The sequence below is a fragment of the Ditibartonella choladocola genome (genome assembly GCF_002007565.1).
Taxonomy (GTDB): domain Bacteria; phylum Pseudomonadota; class Alphaproteobacteria; order Rhizobiales; family Rhizobiaceae; genus Bartonella; species Bartonella choladocola.
Map to the genome: position 1 here is coordinate 2,833,769 of NZ_CP015625.1, position 25,225 is coordinate 2,858,993.

At 43.9% G+C, this 25,225-nt stretch carries 18 protein-coding genes, 1 tRNA gene and 2 pseudogenes; 7 read left to right on the plus strand and 14 right to left on the minus strand.

Features of this window, described 5'->3' with window-relative positions; all coding sequences use genetic code 11:
* Positions 1–112: 112 nt before the first annotated feature.
* Genes BBC0122_RS12415 through BBC0122_RS12425 form a run of 3 tightly spaced genes read right to left on the minus strand, consistent with a single transcriptional unit; the run spans position 113 to position 3,910 of the window.
* The gene (locus BBC0122_RS12415; RefSeq protein ID WP_077994250.1) at positions 113–1,408 is read right to left on the minus strand and encodes a c-type cytochrome; all 1,296 of its coding nucleotides are present in this window, start codon (positions 1,406–1,408) and stop codon (positions 113–115) included.
* Between the two features lie 12 nt (positions 1,409–1,420).
* Complete coding sequence (locus BBC0122_RS12420) at positions 1,421–3,190, minus strand: GMC family oxidoreductase (protein ID WP_077994260.1); 1,770 nt, start codon at positions 3,188–3,190, stop codon at positions 1,421–1,423.
* A gap of 3 nt (positions 3,191–3,193) precedes the next feature.
* Complete coding sequence (locus BBC0122_RS12425) at positions 3,194–3,910, minus strand: gluconate 2-dehydrogenase subunit 3 family protein (protein WP_077994262.1); 717 nt, start codon at positions 3,908–3,910, stop codon at positions 3,194–3,196.
* 234 nt (positions 3,911–4,144) lie between these two features.
* Between BBC0122_RS12425 and BBC0122_RS12430 the strand changes: the two genes are divergently transcribed.
* Both BBC0122_RS12430 and thiD read left to right on the plus strand, forming a co-directional pair.
* Complete coding sequence (locus BBC0122_RS12430) at positions 4,145–4,504, plus strand: hypothetical protein (protein WP_149866708.1); 360 nt, start codon at positions 4,145–4,147, stop codon at positions 4,502–4,504.
* Complete coding sequence (gene thiD, locus BBC0122_RS12435; RefSeq protein WP_149866709.1) at positions 4,488–5,333, plus strand: bifunctional hydroxymethylpyrimidine kinase/phosphomethylpyrimidine kinase; 846 nt, start codon at positions 4,488–4,490, stop codon at positions 5,331–5,333. Before BBC0122_RS12430 ends, thiD begins: the two co-directional genes overlap by 17 nt.
* 4 nt (positions 5,334–5,337) lie before the next feature.
* Here the strand turns inward: thiD and BBC0122_RS12440 are convergent, their stop codons facing one another.
* Entirely contained in the window at positions 5,338–6,393 is a 1,056-nt protein-coding gene (locus BBC0122_RS12440; RefSeq protein ID WP_077994269.1) for a GlxA family transcriptional regulator, read from the minus strand.
* Between the two features lie 61 nt (positions 6,394–6,454).
* Here BBC0122_RS12440 and BBC0122_RS12445 point away from each other — a divergent pair, with 61 nt between their 5' ends.
* The gene (locus BBC0122_RS12445; RefSeq protein ID WP_077994271.1) at positions 6,455–7,132 is read left to right on the plus strand and encodes a DJ-1/PfpI family protein; all 678 of its coding nucleotides are present in this window, start codon (positions 6,455–6,457) and stop codon (positions 7,130–7,132) included.
* Between the two features lie 167 nt (positions 7,133–7,299).
* Here BBC0122_RS12445 and BBC0122_RS12450 read toward each other — a convergent pair whose 3' ends face one another.
* The 9 genes and pseudogenes from BBC0122_RS12450 to BBC0122_RS12485 all read right to left on the minus strand — a co-directional run bounded on the left by BBC0122_RS12450 (position 7,300) and on the right by BBC0122_RS12485 (position 20,195).
* Positions 7,300–8,802 carry a DASS family sodium-coupled anion symporter gene (locus BBC0122_RS12450; RefSeq protein WP_077994272.1) on the minus strand — a complete coding sequence of 501 codons (1,503 nt, stop codon included), beginning with the start codon at positions 8,800–8,802 and terminating at the stop codon, positions 7,300–7,302.
* A 461-nt stretch (positions 8,803–9,263) separates the two neighbouring features.
* A pseudogene (locus tag BBC0122_RS13235) lies at positions 9,264–10,243 on the minus strand (type I restriction endonuclease subunit R, EcoR124 family).
* Positions 10,244–10,327: 84 nt separating this feature from the next.
* Positions 10,328–12,396 (minus strand): annotated as a pseudogene (locus BBC0122_RS13240) (type I restriction endonuclease subunit R); the annotation flags it as partial.
* Between the two features lie 24 nt (positions 12,397–12,420).
* Positions 12,421–13,563: a restriction endonuclease subunit S gene (locus BBC0122_RS12460; protein ID WP_077994274.1), complete on the minus strand. Its 1,143-nt coding sequence runs from the start codon at positions 13,561–13,563 to the stop codon at positions 12,421–12,423.
* The gene (locus tag BBC0122_RS12465) at positions 13,560–15,104 is read right to left on the minus strand and encodes a type I restriction-modification system subunit M (protein ID WP_077994278.1); all 1,545 of its coding nucleotides are present in this window, start codon (positions 15,102–15,104) and stop codon (positions 13,560–13,562) included. The genes BBC0122_RS12460 and BBC0122_RS12465 overlap by 4 nt, the downstream gene beginning before the upstream one ends.
* A gap of 67 nt (positions 15,105–15,171) precedes the next feature.
* Complete coding sequence (locus tag BBC0122_RS12470; RefSeq protein ID WP_077994280.1) at positions 15,172–17,259, minus strand: DUF262 and DUF1524 domain-containing protein; 2,088 nt, start codon at positions 17,257–17,259, stop codon at positions 15,172–15,174.
* 338 nt (positions 17,260–17,597) lie between these two features.
* A complete protein-coding gene (budA, locus tag BBC0122_RS12475) occupies positions 17,598–18,302 on the minus strand; it encodes an acetolactate decarboxylase (protein WP_077994284.1) in 705 nt (234 codons plus the stop codon).
* Between the two features lie 224 nt (positions 18,303–18,526).
* Complete coding sequence (locus BBC0122_RS12480; protein WP_077994286.1) at positions 18,527–19,432, minus strand: Abi family protein; 906 nt, start codon at positions 19,430–19,432, stop codon at positions 18,527–18,529.
* A gap of 688 nt (positions 19,433–20,120) precedes the next feature.
* Positions 20,121–20,195 (minus strand) — tRNA-Gly (locus BBC0122_RS12485).
* A 181-nt stretch (positions 20,196–20,376) separates the two neighbouring features.
* On the opposite strand from BBC0122_RS12485, the gene BBC0122_RS12490 reads away from it, so the two are divergent.
* The 4 genes from BBC0122_RS12490 to holA are packed head-to-tail and all read left to right on the plus strand — an operon-like array spanning position 20,377 to position 24,118.
* A complete protein-coding gene (locus tag BBC0122_RS12490; RefSeq protein ID WP_077994288.1) occupies positions 20,377–21,336 on the plus strand; it encodes an ABC transporter substrate-binding protein in 960 nt (319 codons plus the stop codon).
* A gap of 59 nt (positions 21,337–21,395) precedes the next feature.
* The gene (locus BBC0122_RS12495) at positions 21,396–22,292 is read left to right on the plus strand and encodes an ABC transporter permease (RefSeq protein WP_077994289.1); all 897 of its coding nucleotides are present in this window, start codon (positions 21,396–21,398) and stop codon (positions 22,290–22,292) included.
* On the plus strand, positions 22,285–23,079 hold the full coding sequence (locus BBC0122_RS12500; RefSeq protein WP_075869455.1) for an ABC transporter ATP-binding protein: 795 nt from the start codon (positions 22,285–22,287) through the stop codon (positions 23,077–23,079). The genes BBC0122_RS12495 and BBC0122_RS12500 overlap by 8 nt, the downstream gene beginning before the upstream one ends.
* Position 23,080: 1 nt before the next feature.
* Positions 23,081–24,118: a DNA polymerase III subunit delta gene (gene holA / locus BBC0122_RS12505; protein WP_077994291.1), complete on the plus strand. Its 1,038-nt coding sequence runs from the start codon at positions 23,081–23,083 to the stop codon at positions 24,116–24,118.
* Between the two features lie 22 nt (positions 24,119–24,140).
* Here the strand turns inward: holA and BBC0122_RS12510 are convergent, their stop codons facing one another.
* Entirely contained in the window at positions 24,141–24,989 is an 849-nt protein-coding gene (locus BBC0122_RS12510) for a D-amino-acid transaminase (RefSeq protein ID WP_077994292.1), read from the minus strand.
* Between the last annotated feature and the right edge of the window lie 236 nt (positions 24,990–25,225).

Here is a 25,225-nt window from a genome sequence, read left to right on the forward strand (position 1 = left end):
TTCAAGCTATTCAAATCAATCTTGCTTATAGAGCAAAATCTTTCGAGAAAACACCTCAATAAAAAACGGCCCGTAGGCCGTTTTCAAATTTGTTTGCAATTTTCACACTTTATTATTTCGTGCGAACCTTGGCGACATCCGCGGCTGTGACTGCCGGAGCATCATTGGTCCAGCTCGAACGCAAGAAAGTAGCAAGTGCTGCAACTTCGTCGTCATTCATACGCCAGCCAAAGCCCGGCATTGCAAGATCGGCAGGGCGTTTTTCAGTCGACGGCATACGAGAACCGTTAACGATCACGCGTAACAATCCGCTTGCATCCTTTGCATTGACGATTTTTGCACCATCGAGCTCGGGGAAGACACCTTTTGCACCTTTACCGTTTACAAAGTGACAAGCATTGCAATTGTCCATGTAAAGGCGGGCACCAAGTGCCATATCCGGTTTGGCTTCAGTCAACATATCTGTTGTCTTTTTCGGATCACGTACCTGTTTTGATGCGTCACCTGGAAGTGCAATATGTTTGAGATAGGCAACAATCGAATCAAGATCGTCTTCGGTTGCAAATTGCATTGATTCTTCGACAACGAGCGTCATCGGACCGACAACAGCCGAATGACTGTTACGCCCTGTCTGCAAATAGGCCTTCAAATCATCTGCTGTCCAATTTGCAACAGATGAATTCGGGCTACGCAAATTCGGCCCATAGAAACCGTCAATCGTTTCACCGGTCAGGAATTTGTTGCTGTCGCTATTCGTTCCCGATTGGCGGAACATGGAATCACGCGGTGTATGGCAAGCACCACAGTGGCCCAAGCTTTCGACAAGATAGGCACCGCGATCAAGTTTCGCATCGTTGAAGCGTGGCTCGAAACCACCTTTGCCGGAAATCGCAAAGAAGTTCCAAAGCCGGATTCCCCAACGCTGGTTGAACGGAAATGACAGATTGGTTTCTTTGACTTTGGCACTAACCGGTTTCACTTCATGCATGAAATAATCATAAAGTGCAACAATGTCGGGCTCGCTGATCTTGCGATAGTTTTCGTAAGGCATTGCCGGATAAAGAAGCTCGCCATTTTTGCCAATACCGTCACGCAAAGCATCACGGAACTGGTCAAGTGTCATATTCTTTATACCGTTTTCATCCGGTGTGATGTTGGATGAATAGATAATGCCGAACGGACTTTTGACTTCACGACCACCTGCATAAGGTTGGCCACCGGGTGCGGTGTGGCAGGCTGCACAATCGGCCATTCTGGCAAGATATTCACCCCGTCCCTGCTCCGGTTTGAAGTCCGGAGAAAGAGCTTCTGTCGGGCCTGTTCGTTTGATTGGCACAAACATGATTGCCAGAATGACAATAATTGCAAGGATTACCAATCCAATAATAATTTGTATTAAACGTTTCATCGGATGTTTCTCCTATGCCAAAGGCCGCGGGTTTTTGAGGTAATCGGATTTGATATTTTCAAGCATCCAATAGGTCAAAGCGCCGAGCGTTCCTGTAGGATTATGCTGGATATTCTGCGGGAAAGCATTGGCACCCGGAATAAACAGATTGTGGTAATCCCAGTGTTGGAGATAACGGTTCAATGCCGAACGTTTGCGATCTGTACCCATAATCGCACCGCCCACAGTGTGGGTTGTTTGATAAATGCGGGTATCATATTGCTGGCCTTCTTTCATCGCCGGATTTTGACGATATTTATCAGGACCGATTGCCTCGGCAATCTTGTTGATCTTGTCTGTGATGAATTGCGACATCCTGATTTCATTATTGTGCCAGTTGAATGTCATACGCATCAACGGACGGCCGAATTTATCTTTATAAGTCGGGTCAAGATCAAGATAGGCATCACGATAGGACATAACCGAACCGTGTTGGCTGATCGACATGGCATGCCCATACCAATCGCCAATAGCCTTTTTCCATTCTGCACCCCATGCCGGTGTGCCACCCGGCAACGGCATATTGCGAATTGGCTGGCCGTTGGTCTGGCCTGACGAAATACGGCTGCCACCGATAAAGCCTTCTTTTGCCATATCGATCTGGTTGAAGCTGTAATCATCAAGATAGGAACCGTTACAACCGGTACCAACAAATGGATTGAATACCTTATCCTTGAAGAACAATGTGCCACCGCCAATAGCAGTCTGGTAGGCATAGTTACGGCCGATAACGCCTTCACCGGTATTGGGGTCATAAGGTTGACCGAGGCCGGAGAGCAACAACAGGTGAACATTGTTAATCATGAAACCGCCAAGAATAACGAGATCGGCTGGCTGGAAGAATTCTTCATTCTTTTCATTGACATAAGTAACACCGGTTACAGTCTTGCCATCTGCGGATTTTTCAATACGCAAGACTTCCGACTTAACTCTGTATTCAAAATTCTTATAGCGCTTCAAAGCAGCCAGAACACTGACTTGCGGTGAAGCTTTTGAATAATTGAGGCAGCCATAACGTTCGCAGAAACCGCAATAGTTACAAGGCCCCATCTGCATACCATAAGGGTTGGTATAAGCCTCGGAAGCGATAGCCGACGGGCAAGGGAACGGATGAAGGCCGATTTTCTTTGCACCTTCTGCAAAGAGCCGCCCGTTATAAGTATAAGGCAAAGCCGGCATAGGATAAGGATTCTTGCGCGGGCCTTCAAAAGGATCGCCACCTTCCTGGATTTTACCGTTCAGATTGCCGGCAGTACCCGAAACGCCTGCGACCTTTTCAAACATATCGAAATGTTTTTCCAGTTCGTCATAGCTAACGCCCCAGTCCTGAATTGTCATATCTTCAGGAATAATATTGCCGAAGGTTTCCTCGATATAGGAACGGGCTCTGAGTTCTTCCGGCTGTGCACGCCATGTCATGCCGTTCCAGTGGATACCTGCCCCGCCAACACCGATACCGGGAAGAAAAGAACCCAATTGGCGATAGGGGAGAGCAACCTGATCCAGTCCTCTGCGAATCGTTACCGTATGATCGCGCGGACGGACAGCAGTGCCGAGACGGACACCATATTTCAATTCGTCAGCCGGTTTTGGATAAGCAAAACTCGGAACTGTATCGCGGTCTTCACCGCGTTCCAGTGCGACAATTTCCAGACCTTCTTTTGCAAGTTCGATGCCGCTGATTGCACCGGTCCATCCGAGGCCGATAATGACAACGTCTTTCTTCTTCATTGTTTGTGTCATGATTTAAGCCCTTTGACCTGAGAGTGAAACGGGCCCGAGTTTGTAAGGAACATTATCCTTTTCGACCCATTCGAGGAAGCTTGCACGTGCACCGGGGAACCCGATGTAAACCCATGCAGCCATGTCATAATTGCCACCATATTGGGGATCTGCAAAATAACCTTCCTTGGTGTTTTGCAACAGGAACGAGAAGAAATCACCGGAACGCAATTCGGCAATTTCGACTTCATCCTTTTCGACACGCTTTAAAGCTTCATCCTGTTTTTCAGCGGGAAGCTCTGCAAAAATTGCACCATATTGGGCTTTGCACCATTCATTGATCTTCGGAATGGCAATACGATAGGCTTCGGCAGGTGAAGGTTCTGCCTGATAGCCTGTGTAACGGGGCGCATCACGATTGAAAGGCGCTTGTCTATACCAGTGGTCACCTTGCCCCCAAGGATCAGCCAATTGTTTGTCAATGAAAACCGGAACACGTGCTTCCAAAGCACCCGGTCCTTTCCCGTCTGACGGGATAATTCGGGCAGTAGCGGCCATCACAAAGGCCCACTCTTCAGCGTTGAAAAACGACCGCTGATAGTTTTGTAAAGGAACTGGCCCTTGTGGCTGTGCCATTACATGACGGGCCGATAGTGCAGCGGCAGCACATGCTGCTGCCCCCAGTAGAAGCCCACGTCTTGTAATGGACAGGTTGGTTTCGTTCAAATTTTTTCGTGTCATAAATACCTCCACGAGCGAATTACAGTGCCCTCGTTACACGAATTATCGTGATATTTAAGCAACAAGAGTGTGAGCTCCGGAAAAGTGATAAACCTTCAGCTGGTTGTCACATTTTTTGTCATTTTCTATTTTTCCGTTATCGTTTATGTTCGGAAAAAATGTAAAACAGGAATTGCGGTAAAACGGAACTTCATGAAAATCTTGGCCTTTAGCGCTTTTTGGCTGGTGTTTTGGTTGTCCTTCTCATTTGCTGGCGAGCTGCCTGACGGGCCGGAGGGGCGCTATTGCGGTTTTGTCTATAATGCCGGTTATCTGGTTCGCTCCGAAGTTGTGATCGGGAAAACGAAAGACGGTCGCCTGATCGGCAAAATGACTTATCGCGACGGTGACGAGGTAACGGAAGGAACGATTGAGGAAGTCATAAAAAAGCAGGGCCGTGAACGGACAGTCAAATGGAATGATAAATATGGCACGGGACTTGCTATTTTAAAATTTGATGAAAAATTTGATGAATTTGAAGGCCTTTGGGGCACAGATTTAAACATTCCCCAATATGAGTGGACAGGAAAACGCTGCAATGACGTCACCAGTTAAGAAAAACGGAACCGTGATTCCCCGCATTCTTTCAATTGCCGGAACCGACCCTTCCGGAGGCGCGGGAATGCATGCCGATATCAAAACCTTTTCGGCCATGAAAACTTACGCCATGAGTGTTGTCACAGCCGTTGTCGCACAAAATACGCAAGGTGTCCGGGCGTTCAAAGCCATGGATGCCGATTTTGTAGCCGACCAGATTGATGCTGTTTTTGAAGACATCAAAGTGGATGCGGTAAAAATCGGCATGGTAGCCAATGCCGCAATTGCCGAAGTTATTGCAGATAAGCTCATGCATTATGGCGCAAGCAATATTGTTCTTGATCCTGTCATGGTGGCAAAAAGCGGTGACTTGTTGCTTGAAAACGATGCCATAGAAATTATTCGCAATGTGCTTGTTCCGATGTCTGCCATTATCACCCCCAATCTGCCCGAAGCTGCCGTGCTTCTCAAAACAAAACCGGAATGGTCACTTGAAGAAATGAGGAAGTGTGCGCCCGATATTCTGGAGCTTCAATGCCGTTCTGTCCTCCTTAAAGGCGGGCATCTCAAAACCCCGACAAGCCCCGATATTTTTTGTGACCGCCACGGTGTTATCGAACTTGAAGCTCCACGCATTGCAACAAAAAATGATCATGGCACAGGTTGCACGATTTCGGCAGCCATTGCCGCTTTATTACCAACGACACCACTGGTTGATTCGGTCCGTTTTGCCAAACGCTATCTGACCGGTGCACTTGCCGCTTCTAATAAACTCGAAGTCGGGCATGGGCATGGGCCTGTTCACCATTTTTACGAATTATGGCAAGACGGGATGATCGGCGATTGAACCGTCATTCGTCCGGAAGTCGTGAAAACCGGTCGCGATAATTTTGCGGTGAAACATGAAGGTGCCGTTGAAAAACCCGTCTTAAAGTTTCTTCACTACCAAAACCACATTGGCGGGCTGTCTTTTTTATCGACCAGTTCTGTTCAAGATATTGTCTTGCCGCTTCAAGCCGGAAAAGCTCTATGGCTTTGGCCGGCGATGACCCCGTATCACGGGTATAAAGGCGGGAAAAATTCCGTTCGCTCATACCACATTTTTCGGCAAGCATAGCGACCGACAAGGGACGGGAGAGATTTTTCATAATCCATTGATTGAGGAGATTGAATCGTTCGTCCTCGCAATAAAAATCGAGAAGTTCGCTGAACTGGCTTTGACCGCCCGGACGACGCAGATAAACAACCAAGTGACGGGCAACGGATTTTGCCAGATTGAACCCCAAATCTTCTTCCACCATTGCCAAAGCCATATCTACACCGGAGGTGATTCCGGCAGATGTCCAGATCTTTCCGTTGCGAATAAAAATTGCCTCGTTTGTCCATAGAACCGATGGATAATCCCTCCGGAATTCGTCTATCCTGCTCCAATGCGTTGTCGCTTTTTTTCCGTCAAGTAGCCCAAGTTTTGCCAATGCCAGAGAGCCGCTACAGACCGATGCTGTGCGCCGCGTTTTCCGGTTCATCATATCAAGCCATTGAAGTATCGCTTTGTTTCCGGCAAAGCGGTTGATGCCGCGACCACCGCTGATGATAAGCGTATCAAGCTGATCGGGAGCCAAGGACAAAGGTTCAACTGCCAATTCGAGACCACTTGTCGTTTTAATCTTGTCATTTTCGGCAATTGTCAAAAGCCGGTAGGGCTTCACGTCACCTTCATAAAGATCGTTGGCACTCGAAAAAACCTGCATTGGCCCCGTAATGTCAAGCAATTGCGCGTCATCAAAGCAGACAATAGCAACAGTTTTTGGTGCAATAGTTTTTGGCGCAATGCTTGCCGGTCCAATAGTTGTCGAAAAATCGATCGAACATTTCTTACTTGGCTTAAATTGTGGGGACTTTGTCATAACTGCCAATTTAACGTGCTCTATAGTTTTTTAAAACATATTTTTAAAAAAGGGATCGCCTATGACTATAAAAGCCGGATTTTTTATTTTTGACGAAATGCAACTTCTGGACTTTGCCGCGCCCTATGATGAATTTTGTTCAACTCCTGAAATAGAAGTTTCTCTCATCGGAGAAAGCTTGAAGCCAATTACAACGACGAGCGGATTATCCTTTGCGCCCGATCATGACATCAGCACAATCCTTCCACTTGATGTCCTGTGCATTCCCGGAGGAAATGGCGTCAATCAATTTTTGAACAACGAACCGGTTCTCGAGTTTTTCCGTCAAGAAGCAAAAGAGACCCGCTTTCTCACATCGGTTTGCACCGGTTCGCTTATTCTGGGTGCAAGCGGCCTGCTCAAAGGTCGCAAAGCCACAACCCACTGGAGCGCCATGGAATTTCTACCGATTTTCGGAGCCATTCCTGTTGAGGAACGTGTGGTTGTTGACGGTCACATCATAACCGCCGGCGGAATCACTGCAGGCATTGATTTCGGCTTGGTCATCATCGCAAAACTTCTAGGCCAGGAAACGGCCAAAAAAACGCAATTGCTCATGCAATATGACCCCGAACCGCCATTTGATTGTGGAACACCTGAGAAAGCCCCGAAGGCATTGGTAGAACAACTTCAACGGGAAAATAGTACTGACGAACGGAAAAAAATTATCCGTAAATGGCAGGAAAAACACGGATTCTGACGAGCTATTGCTCGCCACAATTTCCGATAGCCGTGAAATTGATGTTTCCGGAAATATTCTGGTCAAAAAAAATGCCGGTATAAACCGGCATTTCAAGCATAATTGAAACTCTCCGCTGTTTTTTAACAGATCGGAGGAAACCATCGATAAACGATGGTTTCAGAGGCTTACCAATAGCCCAATATTTTCCACCAGATTCCGCCAATAATTGCGAAGACCAGAAGATTGACGACGCTCATCACAAAGCCCACGCCCCACCAGCGGCCGAGACTGACATAGCCGGAACCGAAGATGATCGGCGATGTACCGGTGGCATAGTGGGTCAAGCACATCATGATTGCCGAAGCAGCAGCCATCAGCAACATAAAGAGATTGACATAATCAGCGGGAATGAGGTGAACACCAACCATCAGGAAAGCCAGCATCATCGCGCTGATATGGGCTGTCGTACTTGCAAACACGTAGTGTGTATACATGAATGTCAGGATCAATATAGCCATAGCCACAGGCCAACTCATTCCACTTGATTCGATAGCGAAACGAAGACCGTCAGAGAACCAGGCAATAACGCCAAGTTTGTTAAGCTGGCCGGCAAGCATAACCAGCGCACCGAACCAGATAAGTGTATCCCATGCGCTTTTTTCCTTCAGCACATCATCCCAGGTCAGTGTTCCGCACAAAAGCAGGATAACAAGACCGACAAATGCGACTGCTGTCGGATCAACCGCAAAGGACGGGCCGAACAATGCAGCCGGAAGACCTGCCCACAACAGAAGCATAATAATGAATGTGAGCAACATAATAATTTCCGGAGCTTTGACTTTACCCAATTTCTGCAACTCGTCATGGGCAAAAGTGACGGCATTCGGAGTGACTTTCAGTTCTGGCGGAGAAATCAGATAAATGACAAAGGGCATAATCAACATGGCAACAATGCCCGGTACCAACATGCAAAGTGCCCAGGTGCTCCATGAAAGCGTGAAACCTTGATGGGTTGCTTCGGCAATATAATTGACAACCAGCGGATTTGGTGCGGTCGCTGTAATAAACATTGCCGAGCTGATCGGATTTGCATGATAATTGACAAGAGCAAGATAAGTGCCGACTTTGCCTTGCGTTCCTTTCTGGGGAACAGAATCATAGGCAAGGGCAATCGAGCGCATGATCGGGTGGATAATACCGCCGCAGCGTGCTGTATTGCTGGGGGTAAAAGGAGCAAGCAATAATTCGCAAAGTGCAAGTCCGTATCCGATACCGATCGTCCGTTTACCGAGAAGACGGATGAAATAATAGCCAATCCGCGCACCCAAACCTGTTTTAATCAGGCCGCGCGAAACAATGACCGAAATAACAATGAGCCATATAAGTGCATTATCCATCGAGCCAAGCGCATCGGCAACAGCTTTCGGAGAGGTTGGTGATGTCACCTTGGACAACATGACCACGGCAATCGTAATCATCGACATGACGCCAAGAGGCATAACCTTGAGAATGATGCCAAGAATAGCTGCCACAAAAATGGCTACAAAATGCCAAGCTTCTGCGGTCAAACCGGCAGGCTTCGGCGACATGTATAAAGCCCAGTAAATGAGCACACAAATAATACCGGGAATAATACGAAAAGGTACATATTCCGATAGTTTCTGGTTTAATTTGCTTAGGGATTGCATCAATATAATCCTTTATGAAGGCTTCTCCAGTAAGGGGTTTATATAGAAGGTTTCAGTTTATAGACCAGTCAAAAGAAGCCTTGGTCTCATGAAACATCCACATCTTAATATCACTTTGAATGAAACTGGCAATAATATGATTTTTCTTGCCACATTATCCAGATTTGAAACGCACGGCTTATCATTCAAATGATGGAAATAGAATCCTGAGGACGATCATCCAACGAATAAAATCCACGATATTCGCTTTCGCTATGCGATCATTTGCAGGTTTGTTTTGCGATTGATCTATCGGCTTATTATGCATTGGCCGTAGTTTACCCATTTTTCACTTCAGAAATGTTTGATTTGCATAATTTTTTAAAAAATACAGCCCTCACGGAAATTCGTTTGTTTGAAAAGGTGACCGCGAACCAACCAGACTTTTGTCGATGTCATGTCTTTGATCGGATATACGGTCTTCAAATTTTTCCGCCAATGCCTTTGAACTTTTCGACAAAAGCGGAAATTCTATCAAAAACTGTTTTCTTTTTTGACGCATATTGCGGATTAAGCGGACTCATTCTTGGAAGAGCCTCACTCAAGTCAGTGCCGTTTTCATTGGCAAATTCGTGCTTTAAAGAGGTCGCCAAATAGCGTTTTGCGGCATCCTCCCGCAAATTTTCGGAAGCAATCAGTTCTTCGGCTTCCCGTGCCTGTTCTTTTGTGCAAATTGATAGAACTCGTCGATAATGCTTGATTTATCGGGAATTTTATCGAAATCGACGTGATTGATAAAATCGACAATCAGGCTTTCTTTGGCTCTGCTTCCCACGCTTGAGCGGATCAACCGGCGTCCCTCTTCAACAATCGTCGCCTTATCCTTGTTTTTTCTGGTCTCTTCAAAAATAAGTTCGAGAATATAATCAAGGTTGATTTCTTGCGATTTCAACAAATCGACTTCAAAGACGACGTCTTCCCATATATCGGGTATATCGTCCGGCTTTTCACCATCTCTTTCTCGACGAAGCCAATCGCGAATATCGTTGTAGGTTGACCGGTAATCTTGCAAGAGACGAATGTCAGGAACGTCAATCTCTTGCAGTTCTTTCAATTTTTCATCATCAATCTGATATTTTGCTTGTAAAGCGGCAACATCTTCAGGGTTTTCAATGTCTATTTTTTTAAGTTCATGAAGACAGGTAAACTCGTCGTAATTTCGCAATATATTTTCAATGCGCAAATATTCGCCAAAGAGTTTGACAAAGTCCTTTTTGTCTTTTTCCGTATGAATTGCAGTCGGGTTGGGAAACCGGCTCACGAGTTCGTTGACAATCTCGATGTAGCCACGGTGCCGCTCGCCTGTAAGCTCGTCCGTATAGCCCCTGATATAATCCTCGAAACGCCGCTCAAGAGCGATAGCTCCAATGTCGTCATGATTTTTTTGACCAAAAAGTTTCAAGGCGTCGATTGTCGGCTGTTCAAGATCACGAAAGGTTATAATATTGCCGAATGTTTTGGTTGCATTATAAATGCGATTTGTGCGCGAATAGGCCTGAATAAGGCCATGATAGCGAAGATTTTTATCAACAAACAAAGTATTCAATTGTGGTGCATCAAAGCCGGTCAAAAACATGCCGACAACAATCAGAAGATCAACTTCCTGTTTTTTACCCTTAAAGACAGATCACGATAATAATTCTGGAAGCCTTCACTATCGACACTGAACTTGCATTTAAAATATTCGTTATAATCGTTGATCGCTGCTGTTAGAAATTCTTTATCCGACTGTTGAAGCTGTGAGGGATCAAAGCTCTCGTCGGCAATTTCGCCTTTAGCATCGGGTAGTTTTTCGCAAAGTGCATCTTGTTCGCCATTGGCTGCAAAAGAAAAAATCGTTGCAATTTTCAAACTGTGATCGCAGTCTTTTTGCAAGGCTTTCAGGCAATTATAGTAAGCTTTGGCAGCCTCTACGCTTGAAACCGCAAACATAGCATTAAAACCTTTGCCATTTGGTACATTGCGGTGTGTTTTGATAGAAAAATTGTCGAGAATATAACGCGAAATTTCTTTAATCCGATTGGGGTGTAGCAATGCGTCGCTGGTTTCCGCAGCCGAGAGCTTTTCAATGTCCTGTTCACTTTCCACTTTGTTGAAAAGCGGGCGCACATTGTTATAATCAACCTTGAATTTTAAAACCTTTTCATCACGAATAGCATCGGTGATAACATAGCTGTGCAATAATTTGCCGAAAACGCTTTCGGTCGTTTGGGCGCCTAGAGCATTTTTTTCAAAAATTGGAGTTCCCGTAAAACCGAACTGATAAAACTGCTTGAACTTCTTGTTAATGTTCTTTTGTGCTTCCCCGAATTGCGATCGATGCGCTTCATCAAAAATGAAAACGACCTGCTTGTTATAGATTGACAAATCATCTTCACTTTTTATCAGATTGTTGAGTTTCTGAATGGTCGTAACGATGATTTTATTATCATTATTCTCGACATTATACTTCAATCCGGCCGTGTTGTTGGATCCAATAACGCTATCGCGCGAAAAACGCCGGTATTCTTTCATCGTTTGATAATCAAGGTCCTTGCGGTCGACCACAAAGAGAACCTTGTCAATAAAATCGAGCTCGGTCGCCATAAGCGCTGTTTTAAAACTGGTCAGCGTTTTTCCCGAACCTGTTGTATGCCAGATATAACCGCCGCCTTCTGTACTGTGCCACTTTTTAGCGTTATGGGCGGATTTGAGTTTCCATAAAATACGTTCTGTTGCGGCAATCTGATAGGGGCGCATAATCAACAGCGTATTTTCCACGTCAAAAATCGAATAATTTATAAGAATATTGAGCAACGTGTTCCTTGAAAGAAATGTAGCTGTAAAATCTTTCAAATCGGATATAATTGTATTGTCCGAACGCGCCCAATTCATTGTGAAATCGAAGCTATTTTTGTCGCGTTTGGTGGTATTGGCAAAATAACGTGTGTTCGTACCGTTAGAAATGACAAATATCTGCAAAAACTTGAAAAGCGAATTATCTTTATTGAAGCTTTCTTTTGTATAACGATGAATCTGGTTGAATGCTTCACGTATGGCAACGCCACGCTTTTTAAGTTCCACCTGAACCAATGGCAAGCCGTTGACCAGAATGGTTACATCATAACGGTTGGCAAAGGTACCCTCTTGTTCAAACTGGTTGATAACCTGAAGCTGATTGCGAAAAATATTCTTCTTATCAATGAGATAAATATTTTTTATTTCGCCATTATCGAAAGTAAAATCATAAATATGATTGTTCTGGATTTTGCGGGTTTTATCTATAATCGTATCACTTGGGCGATCAAGATATTCGGTTAAAAACCTCTGCCATTCACTATTGGAAAAATGGACGGAATTCAATTTTTCCAATTGCTCGCGCAAATTTACAAGTAATGCTTCGTGTGAGGTGAGCTTAGGCAAATATTCATAGCCTTGCGATGACAGGTCTTTTATAAGCTCATTTTCAAGATCGGCTTCAGTCTGGTAGGTAGCACCTGTTTGATCTATGGTGTCGTAACGATCAAGCACAATAAAACTATTAGTTTCGGCAATCGGTTTTGTTTCAACAGCCATTTTTCCCCGCCTTATGCAGTTAATTTATAGGTTCGTCGGACTTTGTTTTATTGCATCATTTCCCGGTTTAGGAAAATTCAATAACTGGTCGCGATAATATTCATATTGTTTATTTCGCAATTCAATTTCTTTAGGTAGTCCTTCAGAAATATAATTTGTTAAATTATCAAATCTATCAAGAATAGACACGACGCGTTTTTGCGTTTTAATATTAACTATCGGTAATAATGTTTTTTTCGCATCTGACCAATGACGTTTGTAATTTCCTTTTTTATTATAAAAATTCAGAAATGCAAAATAAACATACTTTGCTAAATCGCGTTTTGGTCTCAGAATTTTCAGTCCATCTGCACCTTGAGCGAAAGAAAAATCTACATATTTAATATATTCGGTATGATCTCCGAAAATCACATATTCATCCTCAGGTATAGCAGCATCGGCATTATCGGTGTAACCGGCAATAAAATTTTCTCCCTGGTCAACAATTGGAATATTTCCAGATAATTTATATTTTCCCCGCGGTATTTTTAGAGGAGGTGTTACCGTAGTGATAATTTCTTCAACTGTTTTCCATTCAACTTCGTCATCAGAAAAAGTAAGTAATTTATCACGATAATAGTTGTATTGTTTTTTACGTTGATTAAGCTCTGAGGTGAGCTCTGCGGTATGAGCCGTAAACGCATCCAATATCCGAACAATTTCCTTTTGAATCGATAATGGAGGTATAGGAACTGGAAATTTATCTGTATCCTGAATTGAAATCTGTGGCATTTGCATTTTATTGCCCAGATGTTGAAAGTATGTCTCTTTCGTCTTCATATAATAATAGATATATTTTATACATATGCCTTTATCTTCTGAATGATAAGACCAAAGCTCATTTTTATGGGAAAAAGGCTTATTGTAATAATCAAACTCAATAAATCCTCGCGATTTTACAATTATGGAAGGATATATATTGATATCTTTTTCAGGTATATCATTAAAATTAACTAAAGCGTATGTTTTTCCTCCTCCAAATATTTTTAAAGGCCCATAAGATTTGTGAAGTTCCTTCATTTTTCCTGCGGTTATTGATGTACCCGTTGTCCGTTTTAACCGTTCTCCGAGTCGTATCCATTTGACCTCGGCGCCTTTGAGCAGCTTTTCTATGATTGATTGGCTCATGCTTCTATCTCCGCAACAATCTGGTCGATTTCAGCGCGAAGTTTGTTGATTTTTTCGACCGTTTCCTTGAGTTCAGCATTGAGTTTTTGAATGTTGATTTTTTCAGTCTTGTCTTCCTGTTCCACATAAGAGCTTACAGAAAGGTTATAATTGTTTTCCTTGATCGCTTCATAAGAAACCATCTTCATTTTATAATCGACATCTTGCTTATCAGCGAAAAGCTTCAAGATTTCGGCAATATTGTCTTCTGTCAGAATATTATTATTGGTTTCTTTTTTGAAAATATCACCGGCATCTATAAAGGCCGTTTCAGTATGCCGCTTATTTTTTGCCAGAATTAAAATATTAACCGCGATGCTGGTGCCGAAAAACAGATTGGGAGCCAGAGCAATAACGGTATCGACATAGTTGTTATCAACCAGATATTGGCGAATTTTTTGTTCGGCCCCGCCACGATAAAAAATGCCGGGAAAGCAGACAATTGCCGCGCGCCCTTTGGGAGAAAGATAGCTTAATGCATGGAGAACAAAAGCAAAATCTGCCTTCGACTTCGGTGGCAATACACCGGCAGGGGCAAAACGCTCGTCATTGATAAGGGTTGGATCATCGCTGCCAATCCAGTGAACCGAATAGGGCGGATTGGAAACAATCGCGTCAAACGGTTTGTCATTATTATGTTTCGGATCCAATAATGTGTCGCCCAAAGCAATGTCGAATTTGTCATAATTGACATTGTGCAAAAACATATTCATACGAGCGAGGTTATAGGTGGTATGGTTGATTTCCTGACCGAAAAATCCTTCTTCAATGATGTGTTCGTCAAATTGCTTCTTTGCCTGTAGCAACAAAGATCCTGAACCGGCTGCCGGGTCATATATTTTATTGACATGGTCCTGACCATATAAGGCAAGTTGGGCAATAAGTTTCGACACGCTTTGCGGTGTAAAAAATTCGCCACCGGATTTACCGGCATTGGCAGCGTAATTGGAAATCAGATATTCATAAGCATCGCCAAACAGATCTATGTGATTATCCTGAAAATCTCCAAGATCAAATTCCGCTACCCCCTTTAGCACCTTGGCCAAGGTTTTGTTTTTATCCTGAACAGAATTTCCCAATCTGTTGCTGGTTGTATCAAAATCGGCAAAAAGGCCTTTAATATCCGGCTCGGACTTATGCCCATTTGCGGAATTTTCAATAGCATCAAATATTTGTCTTAATTCAATATTGAGCTCGTCATTCTGGTCGGCCGTTGCAACGACATTTTCAAACAATTGACTGGGAGCGATAAAATAACCTTTTTCCGTGATTGCAAGAATACGCGTTTCGTCAGGAATGTCTTTATCTGCGATTTTTGCATAATTGATAGTTTCATCGTCTGCTTGAATGTAGTCGCAAAAATTCTCACTCATAAAACGATAAAACAATGTGCCCAGCACATATTGCTTGAAATCCCAGCCATCGACCGAACCACGCACATCATTGGCGATTTGCCAGATTTGGCGGTGCAATGCTTGACGCTGTTGTTGGCTCTCGGACATTTCACGACTTCCCTTAAAAACTATTTCATTTTATCTAGCGCAAAGCAAACGGGGTTAACAAGCCGGTTCAAATTCCACTGTCATCGCCCAATTGCTTTTCAAGTGCCTGACGGGCAAGGCCAACCATATAAGGAAGCTGATCCAGCGACCTGAATTTGACTTCAACAGAACCGTTTCCCCAATGGTGAAGATGCGAAATATCACGGCAAAGGCCACGCGGATCATCGAGCTCGTTTATCTCGATATTGAGATTTAACGTTAATTGTTTTGATTGCGGCACAACATCAACGAAATTCGTTTCCGCTTTATAGGCGATATAGAGTTTCAAGAATTCCTCTCGCACATTGTCATCAAGATTAAGTATTTCTTTGCGGAAGGCCTCGAACAATTCTCGTGTAATGCCGCTTTGTAAAAACGCATGATCGGCAATTGTATATGATTTCAAAACCGGTTTTTCCGGTTTGAAACGTTCAAGTGATTCTTCAGATATATCCGGTGCACGCCAGATATTGACTGCCTGATCGGCAAGGTTTTTCGCCCGCGCTATGATTGTTTTTTCTGTCCATTCCGTAAGCTTACCAAGCCCTTTATTGAGATGGAGCGGGCTTTCGGCAAATCCGCCTCGCATCGTGCGTTTGTCTTCAAATGACCGGTTGCCATATTCGGAATTATATCCTGTTAGTGTCAAATTACCGGCCGTATGCAACCATGCTTCCTGAACACGTTGCCAATCTTCCCCGAGCATTTTTTGCCAATCGTTCGGCAATGGCGTTGATTGCGGCATAATATGTTCGATTGTGTAATCATTAACAGCGACCCGCTCTTTACGACCAAAGTTTTCAAACCGGCGCAACCAGTAAGACCGACTGCGGAAATGATAAAGATCACGGTGCTGGAAATTTTCTTTAAACTCTTCATTTGTCGGAAAACGCCTATAAGACGTCATCAAACTGAAGGCCGCTTTCACACTTTCGAGATAATCACTTTTATCAATATCACGATAAAGCGTTGCAAAGGTTTTATTCAACGAATTGGTCGGAATCGAACAAATTGCCCTTTGGAACACATAGGCTTCCACCAGACGGACAATTTCGAGAAAATCACCTTTTTCAAGGGTGCCATTGGCATAATCTGCATAAACCGGCAGCAAAAAAGGATATGCGACGTCAACTTTAAGTTCGCTCAAATCAAAAAAAGCTTGTGCCAGCTCTTTATCATTTTCCCCTTCAAGAGCCATTGCGCAATAATAGCGGGCAAAGCGCAACATATCATCAACAATGTTCTCGATTGTTTTAATATTGTCAGTGCGTGCAAACTGCTTGAAGCCGGCATAAACTTCATCCAGCCGCGGAATTGAGCCGGTTTTGACTGTGAGATAATGTCGCATAAAACTGTTGAATTCTGTGTCATAGGCCTCTTGCCCGAAAAGTTTTTCCATCGGTTGCCAATAGGCACGATAAAGCCGCGTCTGTTGATCCGGCTCCAGTCCCATAAGAAAAAAATTCCGGATAAGGTCTGCCTGCGTCAATTGCAGACCTGTCGAATTCATACTTTCAAAAATGAGTTGCGGATTATCTTGCCCTCTGGCAAGGGCCACATAAACAATAAGAAGTTTTGCAATTCCCCGGCATAGAAGCTTTAATTCCTGTTCATTGAGCCTGGCAAGTTGAGTTTGGAAATCATGGTAGTTTGCCAAAATACGTTCCGACTCTGCTGCCGGCAAAGGCGTGTCATTAACAAGCGCCAACAATGTATCGCGGTCGGTTTCGGTTAAAAGAAGACGGTTATGCCGATCTCCGTCCTCATATTCATTGACAAGGTAATAATTGAATATCTTACGAGCCGAAAAACCGTCATAAGGTTCTCTTGTTCCAACGGTTTTGGCAAGTGCCAATAAAAGCAATGTCAAAGTGGTTATTCTTTGCTGACCGTCAATCACAAGTAATGGCGCATTATGAGCATCATTATTGGCGATATAGACAACTGTTCCAAGAAAATGGCCTGCATTGTCATTTGCTCTACCGGCGCGCAAAATATCATGCCACAATTGTTCGCATTGTGTTGATGTCCACGAATATTTGCGTTGATAAATCGGAATGATAAATTGGCGGGCATCTTCCAAAAATTTGAGAAGATTAACGTTGCCAGCATCCATTTTCTGTTCTCCCCGGTAGTCTTTCCGGCTTAAACGAAATGGAACTTTTTGTCTATGTTTTAACAGTTTTGGACAAAAATTAAATCACAGATAGCCGCATCGTCGCAAATATAAATTGCGCGTTTTCCGATAACGGATTGAACCCGTCAATGACGGCTAACCGGATGACCGGCAATGAGCCCGATTGATAACCTTATGCTTCAGACAAACTGTTTTAATGAAAAGTGATCCGGATCAAGAGCATATTAGATAAGCCAATTTCATCCGGATCATGCACCTCTTCCGGCTATAAAAGGCTTTCCCGATTTTTGTCCTCACGGCATCACTCTATAAAACACTCAATTTTCAACTTTTTTGATAATTTTATCCATATCGGCAATTTTCAGATCATGGTCGAGATAGGCTCTCTTGTCTGATAGCTCGATATCCAACCCGTATTTCACCTCATATGCCAAAGTGCCTTGTTCAATTGAAAAATCAATGACATGCCCGCCCGATGTTTTGCTTTTATCAATGAAATGAAGATGAAAACCGGCAACCGAAATGTTCTGGAAAAATTCAGGAGTCCAGAATCCGATCAGTTCTCCTTCGACATCTTCGACATCCTCAACAATTTGATGTTCTGCAACTTCCAATGCATTCTTGAAGCGTTGCTGAAGCTCTCTCGGCCTTCTCACTTTCAAATGGTCGAATTTGCCTTCCAATTTCAGCGCCAGAAACACATTGTCAAACTTCAGATGTCTGGATAATTCCTGATATAAAGTAGCTTTCGATATCTGTGAAATTTCAAAACTTGCTTCAGGCTCGAAAGTCGTAATCTGGGCAAAAGGCATTTTTTCGTTATCATCCATTATGCGCAATGGCTTATTGCCCTTGGCATCAAGAAAATGACAACAATCTATGATGACTTCCCCTGTCAAACCGTCAGAACAGCCCAAGCCGAAATGGCCATGCTTTTTTATCTCCGATATGGGAAATAAACCTTCAAAAACGCCTCCCATCAGGGCATTGATTCCGGAAAATTGCGTAATTTTTTTGGTCATTATGTGTTTTTCCTGTTTAGAACAGCAAACCCGATTTCTCGCGGCTGATTGCGTTTTTTTAAAGAGAACTGTTTTCTACATAGCAACCACATTCATAAGTTCAATAACAGGTTGTTTTGATAGTTGCAAAGATCTTGAGGATGAGCATTGATATTCCCGACAAAGTCACATGCTTTTGGACAATAACCAATGTTATTTTTATGGTGTTACACGGCTCACAGATGTTACATATCAATTTTCCAAATTGGAAATGTTTTCCAATCATCAGGAAAGCCCATAGGTTTTAGATCAACATTTGATCGGCCAAGTAATTCATATAACTTGTTTTTCCATTGTGTATTAGGATCAGTTATTTTTAATAGGTAATTTATAATACATAATGTATTGTAAATGTTTTTTAAATTTTTACTATTCATTGAAATATTCAAATAATCAGGATAATTAGGTATTGTCATGGTGACGGTAAATATTTTATTCCATAATCTACCATGATGAGCACATATATTCCTTATATAGGCGAGATGGTGAATTATAGATACAAACACTTTTTCATCTAATTTAAAATTTTCAGCAATTAATTGCCTATCTTTCCGGAACTTCAAATTCGCAATCCATTTTGACAATTGCCCTAAAGATATTACTTCGGCAGTCATCCAGATTGGAGGCTCCGTTGGGTCACCATATTTATTTTTATAATGTTCAATAAATGTATCCTTTGATCTCTTTATTTCATTAATCAATAATGAACAAGCTTCATCATAGTGAGTAGGCTTTGCATAAAGATTTCGGTCTAAATAACCATGCGCTCCATACGTAGTGGCTAAATAATAAGCCCATGAAGCACGTACTGAAACTTCAATACGCTCGACAGCATCCATTATTAAAAGACGTAATTCTCTATCAAAAACATATAAATCGACAACATCCTCAAAAGAAGTTCCTTCCTTAAAAGCATGCTCATCAGGAACATCGCATTTTATCTCGAAAGGTAACCAGTATGCACGCAATCTATAATAACTTATATGTTTTAGATAATGCACGGCTCGATCATAGTCATGAATCAACATGCCACGCTTTTTTAAGAGTATTATTTGTTCATCTATACTTATTGGCGGTTTTATAAATTTCATAAATACTGCTTAAACTATTTTTTAAGTTTATAAAAGCAAAAAACCCGCCTGGGTGCGCAGTTCAATGACGAATCATTGTCCGAGGCGTGGCGGGTCTTATTAAGGATATATATGGATTATTGCCTAACAAAAATCAATACGAAACTGTGGATATTTAATGTTCCTTTGTGCATAACGATGTTTTTATGAATTTTATCGCTTGACTCTTTAATAAATAGTATTGAGCGAAATTTCATCTAAGGTTGTCATTATCATTCTATAAAATATAGATTTTTCATTGTGATAACACAAAATACATAATTCTTTTTGCGATCACACACCTGCGCCGCTTCCAATTTCAGATATGAACTTCACGTCTGCATTGAATCAATGGAAAGGGTGATTCTGTTTGTCCGCTTTTTGTATGGCGTTCATTCAGTATCGCAGTGGTACTTTTCCAATATGCCACCCCATACAGATGGCGTAGGCAACAGAATGATGCACAAAGAAAATTCAAAGACAACATAGACGGAGCCGCAGTCGCCTGGATAGCCATTTCTCGTATTGCTTTCTGTTTATAATCGCGACAACTGGTCAAACAAAATGGCTTATTTTAATTCATTTGGTTCCGAATTGGTTTGGCGTGATTTTACATAAACAAAAAGCGCCTTACGGCGCTTGTCTAATTCTTGATTCTCTCAAGATTTATTGGAGCGGGCGATGGGATTCGAACCCACGACCCCAACCTTGGCAAGGTTGTGCTCTACCCCTGAGCTACACCCGCTCACAAACCGGAAGCGCTTCGCTTCGGTCGTGCCTATATGACCCAACCTTGCGACGATTGCAACATAAAAAATAAAATTCTTTCAATATTCGTTTTTCATGCTTTAAAAATCGTTGAAAATATTGATTTCCGGCCATGGCTCCAATAAAGCTTTTAAGAGGTTTTAGAGGGAGAAGTGATTATGCGTCGTTTGGTTCTGGCAGCCGCAGCTATTCTGGCATTGGGAAATTTTTCATTCGCAGCCGATAAAGTGAAAGTCGATATTACGCAGATTGTTGCCCATCCGGCTTTGGATGCCGTGCGCAAAGGCGTAGAGGATGTCCTCGCACAACAGGGCTACAAGAATGGGGAAAATCTTGTTCTCAACTTCCAGTCAGCACAGGGAAACATTTCCACAGCAACCCAGATTGCCCGCCAATTTGTTGGCGACAAGCCGGATGTGATTGTGACCATTTCAACGCCGTCGGCACAAACCATGCTCGCAGCAACCAAGAATATACCGATTGTTTTTGCGGCTGTTTCAGACCCCGTTGAAGCAAAGCTCGTACCGGATATGAAAAACCCCGGTGGAAACGTCACCGGCATATGCGACCGCTCGCCGGTTGAAGAACATATAAAACTCTTGAAAGAAATCAAACCCGATTTAAAAAAACTCGGCTACCTTTATAATGCTGCCGAGGCCAATTCGGTTTCGACCCTGAATGTTTTGAAAAAGCTCGCAGAAGAAGACGGCATAGAGGTTATCCCCTCGGCTGCACCGAAATCATCCGACGTGCAGGCAGCAACCCGCGCCCTTATCGGCAAAGTCGATATGATTTATGTACCGACAGACAATACAATTATCTCGGTGCTTGAAGGGGCAACAAAAGTAGCAGCCGAATCAAAAACACCGCTTTTTACGGCTGATCCGAGTTCGATTGGACGTGGCGCCTTTGCAGCCCAGGGAATCGATTATTATGATTCGGGGCTTGAGGCGGGTAAACTCGTTGGCCGCATTTTAAAAGGTGAAAAGCCCGCAGACATCGCTGTTGTCATACCGGACGGAAAAAATGTGGCGATTGACCTTCAAGCTGCAGAAAAAATGGGGGTTGTGATTCCCCAACCGGTACTTGATCGGGCTGCAAAAATTATCAACAAATAAGGTATCCTGACGGTGGAATTTTTCGATACTGACATAATTGCAAGCGGGGCAATTGCCTCATGAGTATGTTTGCCTTTACCGGTGCTGTCGAGCTCGGGCTTGTTTATGCATTTGTCGCTATCGGAGTCTATTTATCGTTCCGGATTCTCGATTTTCCGGATTTGACGGTAGACGGTTCGTTTCTGTTAGGCTCGACCGTCTGCGGTGTTATGATTCTATGCGGTTTTAATCCGTGGTTTGCCATGTTTTCGGCTTTGATTGCTGGAATGATTGCCGGACTTGTTACCGCACTTTTGAATTTGAAGTTCGGCATTCTGAACCTCCTTGCATCCATATTGACGATGTCGGCGCTCTACACCATCAATCTTCGCATTATGGGAATTATGGGGGTATCGAATGTCAATCTGGGTTTGGCAGATACCGCGCTCACACCGTTTTATAATCTGTTCGGATTGCCGGATATGATTATCCGCCCGCTTTTTGTTGGCATACTTGTCATCATTGTTGCTTTTCTTGTCTGGCGTTTTCTGGAAAGTGAAGTCGGCCTTGCCATGCGGGCAACCGGAACGAATCAGCGTATGGCGAAAGCTCAAGGAATCAAAACCGCACTTCTCATCTATGCCGGTATGGGATTATCCAACGCTCTGGTTGCTCTTGGCGGGTCGCTTTATATCCAGACCGCTATCGCCACCGACATAACGGGAGGTGCAGGAACCATTGTGTTCGGGCTTGCTGCCGTTATTATCGGCGAGACATTGTTTAGAACCCGAAATCTTTTACTGATTATTTTGAGCTGCATTGTCGGTTCCGTCCTTTATCGCGTTGCTGTGCAATTTGCATTTGAAGGCAGCAGCCTTGGCATTGATACATCGACAGACTTGCAGCTTATTACCGCTTTGATTGTGGTATTGACTCTTGTTTTGCCGCATTATCTGGGGGCAAAAAAGCATGATTGAACTGCAACATATCGGCGTAACATTCAAAGCCGGAACGCCCTTGGAAAAACAGGCGCTTATCGATCTCAACCTAAAAATCGAGCGTGGCAGCTTTGTAACTATTATCGGCTCGAATGGTGCTGGCAAATCGACCATGCTTGGGGTTCTAGCCGGAGATATTTTGCCCAATGAAGGCAAAGTCATTATCAACAATATTGATGTTTCAAGAAAATCGACAGCCGAACGGGCAGGCATGATCGCACGGGTTTTTCAGGATCCGCTAGCGGGCAGCTGCGGGTCACTCACTATTGAAGAAAATCTTGCCCTTGCCGCCCGTCGCGGGAAAAGGCGGGGGTTGCGTTCGGCTTTGACAAAAGAAAACCGCGAAATATTCCGCGCCCGAATCGCCGCTCTCGGTCTTGGCCTTGAAGACCGCATCCAGAACCGGATGGACAGTCTTTCGGGCGGGCAACGTCAGGCTTTGGCGTTAATTATGGCCACCTTGTCGGATGCCGATGTTTTGTTGCTTGACGAACACACAGCCGCACTTGATCCGGGAATGGCCGAATTTGTCATGAAGCTTACAGAAAAAGTTATCAAGGAAAATAATCTGACCACTTTGATGGTTACCCATTCTATGCGGCAGGCACTTGATTATGGTGATCGTACCTTTATGCTGCATGGTGGAAAGGTGATACTTGATGTGCACGAAGAAGAACGCAAAGGTCTTGATGTGAGCGACCTTGTCGGCATGTTCCAGAAGGTCAGGGGTGAAGCGCTCGACGATGACAAGCTGCTGATGGATTAACATGGCGCAGAAAAAAGCTCATGAGGTTGACGGTTTCCTTTCACGTTTACAAGCGCAATACCCCATTGTTCTCATTTACGGTCCCGATAAGGGGCTTGTTTCCGAACGGGCGTCGAAATTTGCCAAGCTCACCGGCGTCAAACTTGATGACCCGTTTTCCAATATCCGGCTTGAAGCGGCCGATCTTGAACGCGACCCTACGCGCCTTCTTGACGAAGCCCATACGGTTTCGCTGTTTGGCGGAAAGCGGCTCATCTCGATAAAAAACGCCGGCAATGGACGAAATCTCACCGAAGTCATCAAAAAACTTGCAAAAACCGGCCTTGAAAATGTTTATCTGATGATAGAAGCCGGAGACCTTAAAAAAGGTGCCGGTTTGCGCTCGGCTGTGGAAACGGCAGCGTCAGCCATGGCGCTTCCCTGTTATGCCGATGATGCACGCTCGCTTGAAGGGCTGATCGACGAGGTTCTTGGTGAATATCACCTTGCTATTTCGCTTGAAGCAAGAAAATGGCTCAAAGAAAGTCTGGGGGGTGACCGGCTTATCTCGCGCAGTGAATTGGACAAGCTTTGCCTTTACGCAATGGGTAAAGACGAGATTACACTTGATGATGTAAAAGCTGCCGTCAGCGATGTAAGCGGCCTCACTTATGATGAAATGATTGATGCTGTGCTCATTGGTGATCTCGTCGGCTTCAACAACCGTTTCGACCGTCAGGTTGCAACCGGTAACGCACTTTTTTTGATATTAAGCGCAGCCGAGAGACAATTCCAGCAATTGCAACTTTTGCGCCAGCAAGTGGAAGTCGAGGGAAAGACGCCCTCCTCGGCCATTGCTTCGGCGCGTCCGCCTATTTTCTTTCGCCGACAAAAGATCATGGAACAGGCACTCACCCGCTGGACATTGCAGCGGATTGCGGAAGCCATGGAACGGCTACAAAAAGCTGTTCTTGAAAGCAGGCAAAATGCGGCTCTTGCCGAACCGGTTATCCGGCAGGCACTTCTGGCGCTTGCTGTTCAATCAAAGCGCCAGAACTAGATTCCGGTTTTAAACAAAAGCTCTAACTGCGCTTGACGTGTTCGATATAAAGTTCGCGTAAGCGCATTGTTACTTTTCCGGGCTTACCATCGCCAATTTTACGCCCGTCAACACTCAAAACAGGAGCGGCAAAATTGGTTGTCGAGGTAATCAGCGCTTCACTGGCGGCATAGGTTTCTTCCAATGTAAAGAGCCGTTCTTCGACATTAATGCCGTTTTTGCGCGCAAGTTCGAGAATCGTACCGCGGGTAATACCGGGCAAAATGGAGTGATCCAACTGACGGGTGACAAGTGTTCCCTGACGATCGACAATGAAGAAATTGGACGAGGTTGCTTCGGTCAGATAGCCATCTTCGACATAAACAGCATCATCAACACCCTCGGCATGGGCGTGGGTCTTGGTCAATGACGAATAAAGAAGCTGCGTTGTCTTGATGTCGCGGCGGCACCAGCGACCTTCTTTCACCGATATCATTTTCAACTGCGGCATTTTATCGAGATTTTTGACAATGCCTGTCTGGGTGAACATGAAAAGGCAGGGCTTCAATTCGCTATTGTCATAAACAAAATTACGATCACCGGCGCCACGCGAAACCTGAAGATAGACAGTGCCGTTTTCAAGACCGTTTCGCTTGATAAGCTCGCGATGAATATCGAGAAATTCGTCTCTATCCACGTTGAATTCTATCTCCAGCGCTTTCAGAGAATTTTTAAGCCTTTTGATATGTCCGTCAAAGTCGAGAAACTTTCCGTCAAGAAAAGAGGTGACTTCATAAACGGAATCGGCAAACATGACAGACCTGTCAAAAATCGAAATCCGGGCATTTGTTTCATCAAACCAATCGCCGTTGACATAAACGGTGCGTGTCATCGTATTTTAACCTCTTCAACATCATTCACCAGTGGAAAAGATTTATCCTGCCGGAGAGAATCCGGCTATTCCGGTTTTAGAAAACAGAAGTCTTCCATTCTTTCCGGACGATCATTTTCCACGTTTAAAAATCACTATGGAATTTTGGCTGAACTTAAGGCAGATTTGACAGAGCAGCAATAGCCGAGATGTCGCGGCCAATCATTTCATGCCGCTTTTTTCATGAGGAAAATATC

Bases quoted from the DNA above. Each gene is read 5' to 3' on its own strand.
- BBC0122_RS12480 (WP_077994286.1), bottom strand. From the start codon at position 19,432: ATGAAATTTATAAAACCGCCAATAAGTATAGATGAACAAATAATACTC.
- BBC0122_RS12450 (WP_077994272.1), bottom strand. From the start codon at position 8,802: ATGCAATCCCTAAGCAAATTAAACCAGAAACTATCGGAATATGTACCT.
- BBC0122_RS12500 (WP_075869455.1), top strand. From the start codon at position 22,285: ATGATTGAACTGCAACATATCGGCGTAACATTCAAAGCCGGAACGCCC.
- BBC0122_RS12490 (WP_077994288.1), top strand. From the start codon at position 20,377: ATGCGTCGTTTGGTTCTGGCAGCCGCAGCTATTCTGGCATTGGGAAAT.
- BBC0122_RS12460 (WP_077994274.1), bottom strand. From the start codon at position 13,563: ATGAGCCAATCAATCATAGAAAAGCTGCTCAAAGGCGCCGAGGTCAAA.
- thiD (WP_149866709.1), top strand. From the start codon at position 4,488: ATGACGTCACCAGTTAAGAAAAACGGAACCGTGATTCCCCGCATTCTT.
- BBC0122_RS12415 (WP_077994250.1), bottom strand. From the start codon at position 1,408: ATGAAACGTTTAATACAAATTATTATTGGATTGGTAATCCTTGCAATT.
- BBC0122_RS12440 (WP_077994269.1), bottom strand. From the start codon at position 6,393: ATGACAAAGTCCCCACAATTTAAGCCAAGTAAGAAATGTTCGATCGAT.
- BBC0122_RS12465 (WP_077994278.1), bottom strand. From the start codon at position 15,104: ATGTCCGAGAGCCAACAACAGCGTCAAGCATTGCACCGCCAAATCTGG.
- BBC0122_RS12425 (WP_077994262.1), bottom strand. From the start codon at position 3,910: ATGACACGAAAAAATTTGAACGAAACCAACCTGTCCATTACAAGACGT.
- budA (WP_077994284.1), bottom strand. From the start codon at position 18,302: ATGACCAAAAAAATTACGCAATTTTCCGGAATCAATGCCCTGATGGGA.
- BBC0122_RS12445 (WP_077994271.1), top strand. From the start codon at position 6,455: ATGACTATAAAAGCCGGATTTTTTATTTTTGACGAAATGCAACTTCTG.
- holA (WP_077994291.1), top strand. From the start codon at position 23,081: ATGGCGCAGAAAAAAGCTCATGAGGTTGACGGTTTCCTTTCACGTTTA.
- BBC0122_RS12420 (WP_077994260.1), bottom strand. From the start codon at position 3,190: ATGACACAAACAATGAAGAAGAAAGACGTTGTCATTATCGGCCTCGGA.
- BBC0122_RS12510 (WP_077994292.1), bottom strand. From the start codon at position 24,989: ATGACACGCACCGTTTATGTCAACGGCGATTGGTTTGATGAAACAAAT.
- BBC0122_RS12495 (WP_077994289.1), top strand. From the start codon at position 21,396: ATGAGTATGTTTGCCTTTACCGGTGCTGTCGAGCTCGGGCTTGTTTAT.
- BBC0122_RS12470 (WP_077994280.1), bottom strand. From the start codon at position 17,259: ATGGATGCTGGCAACGTTAATCTTCTCAAATTTTTGGAAGATGCCCGC.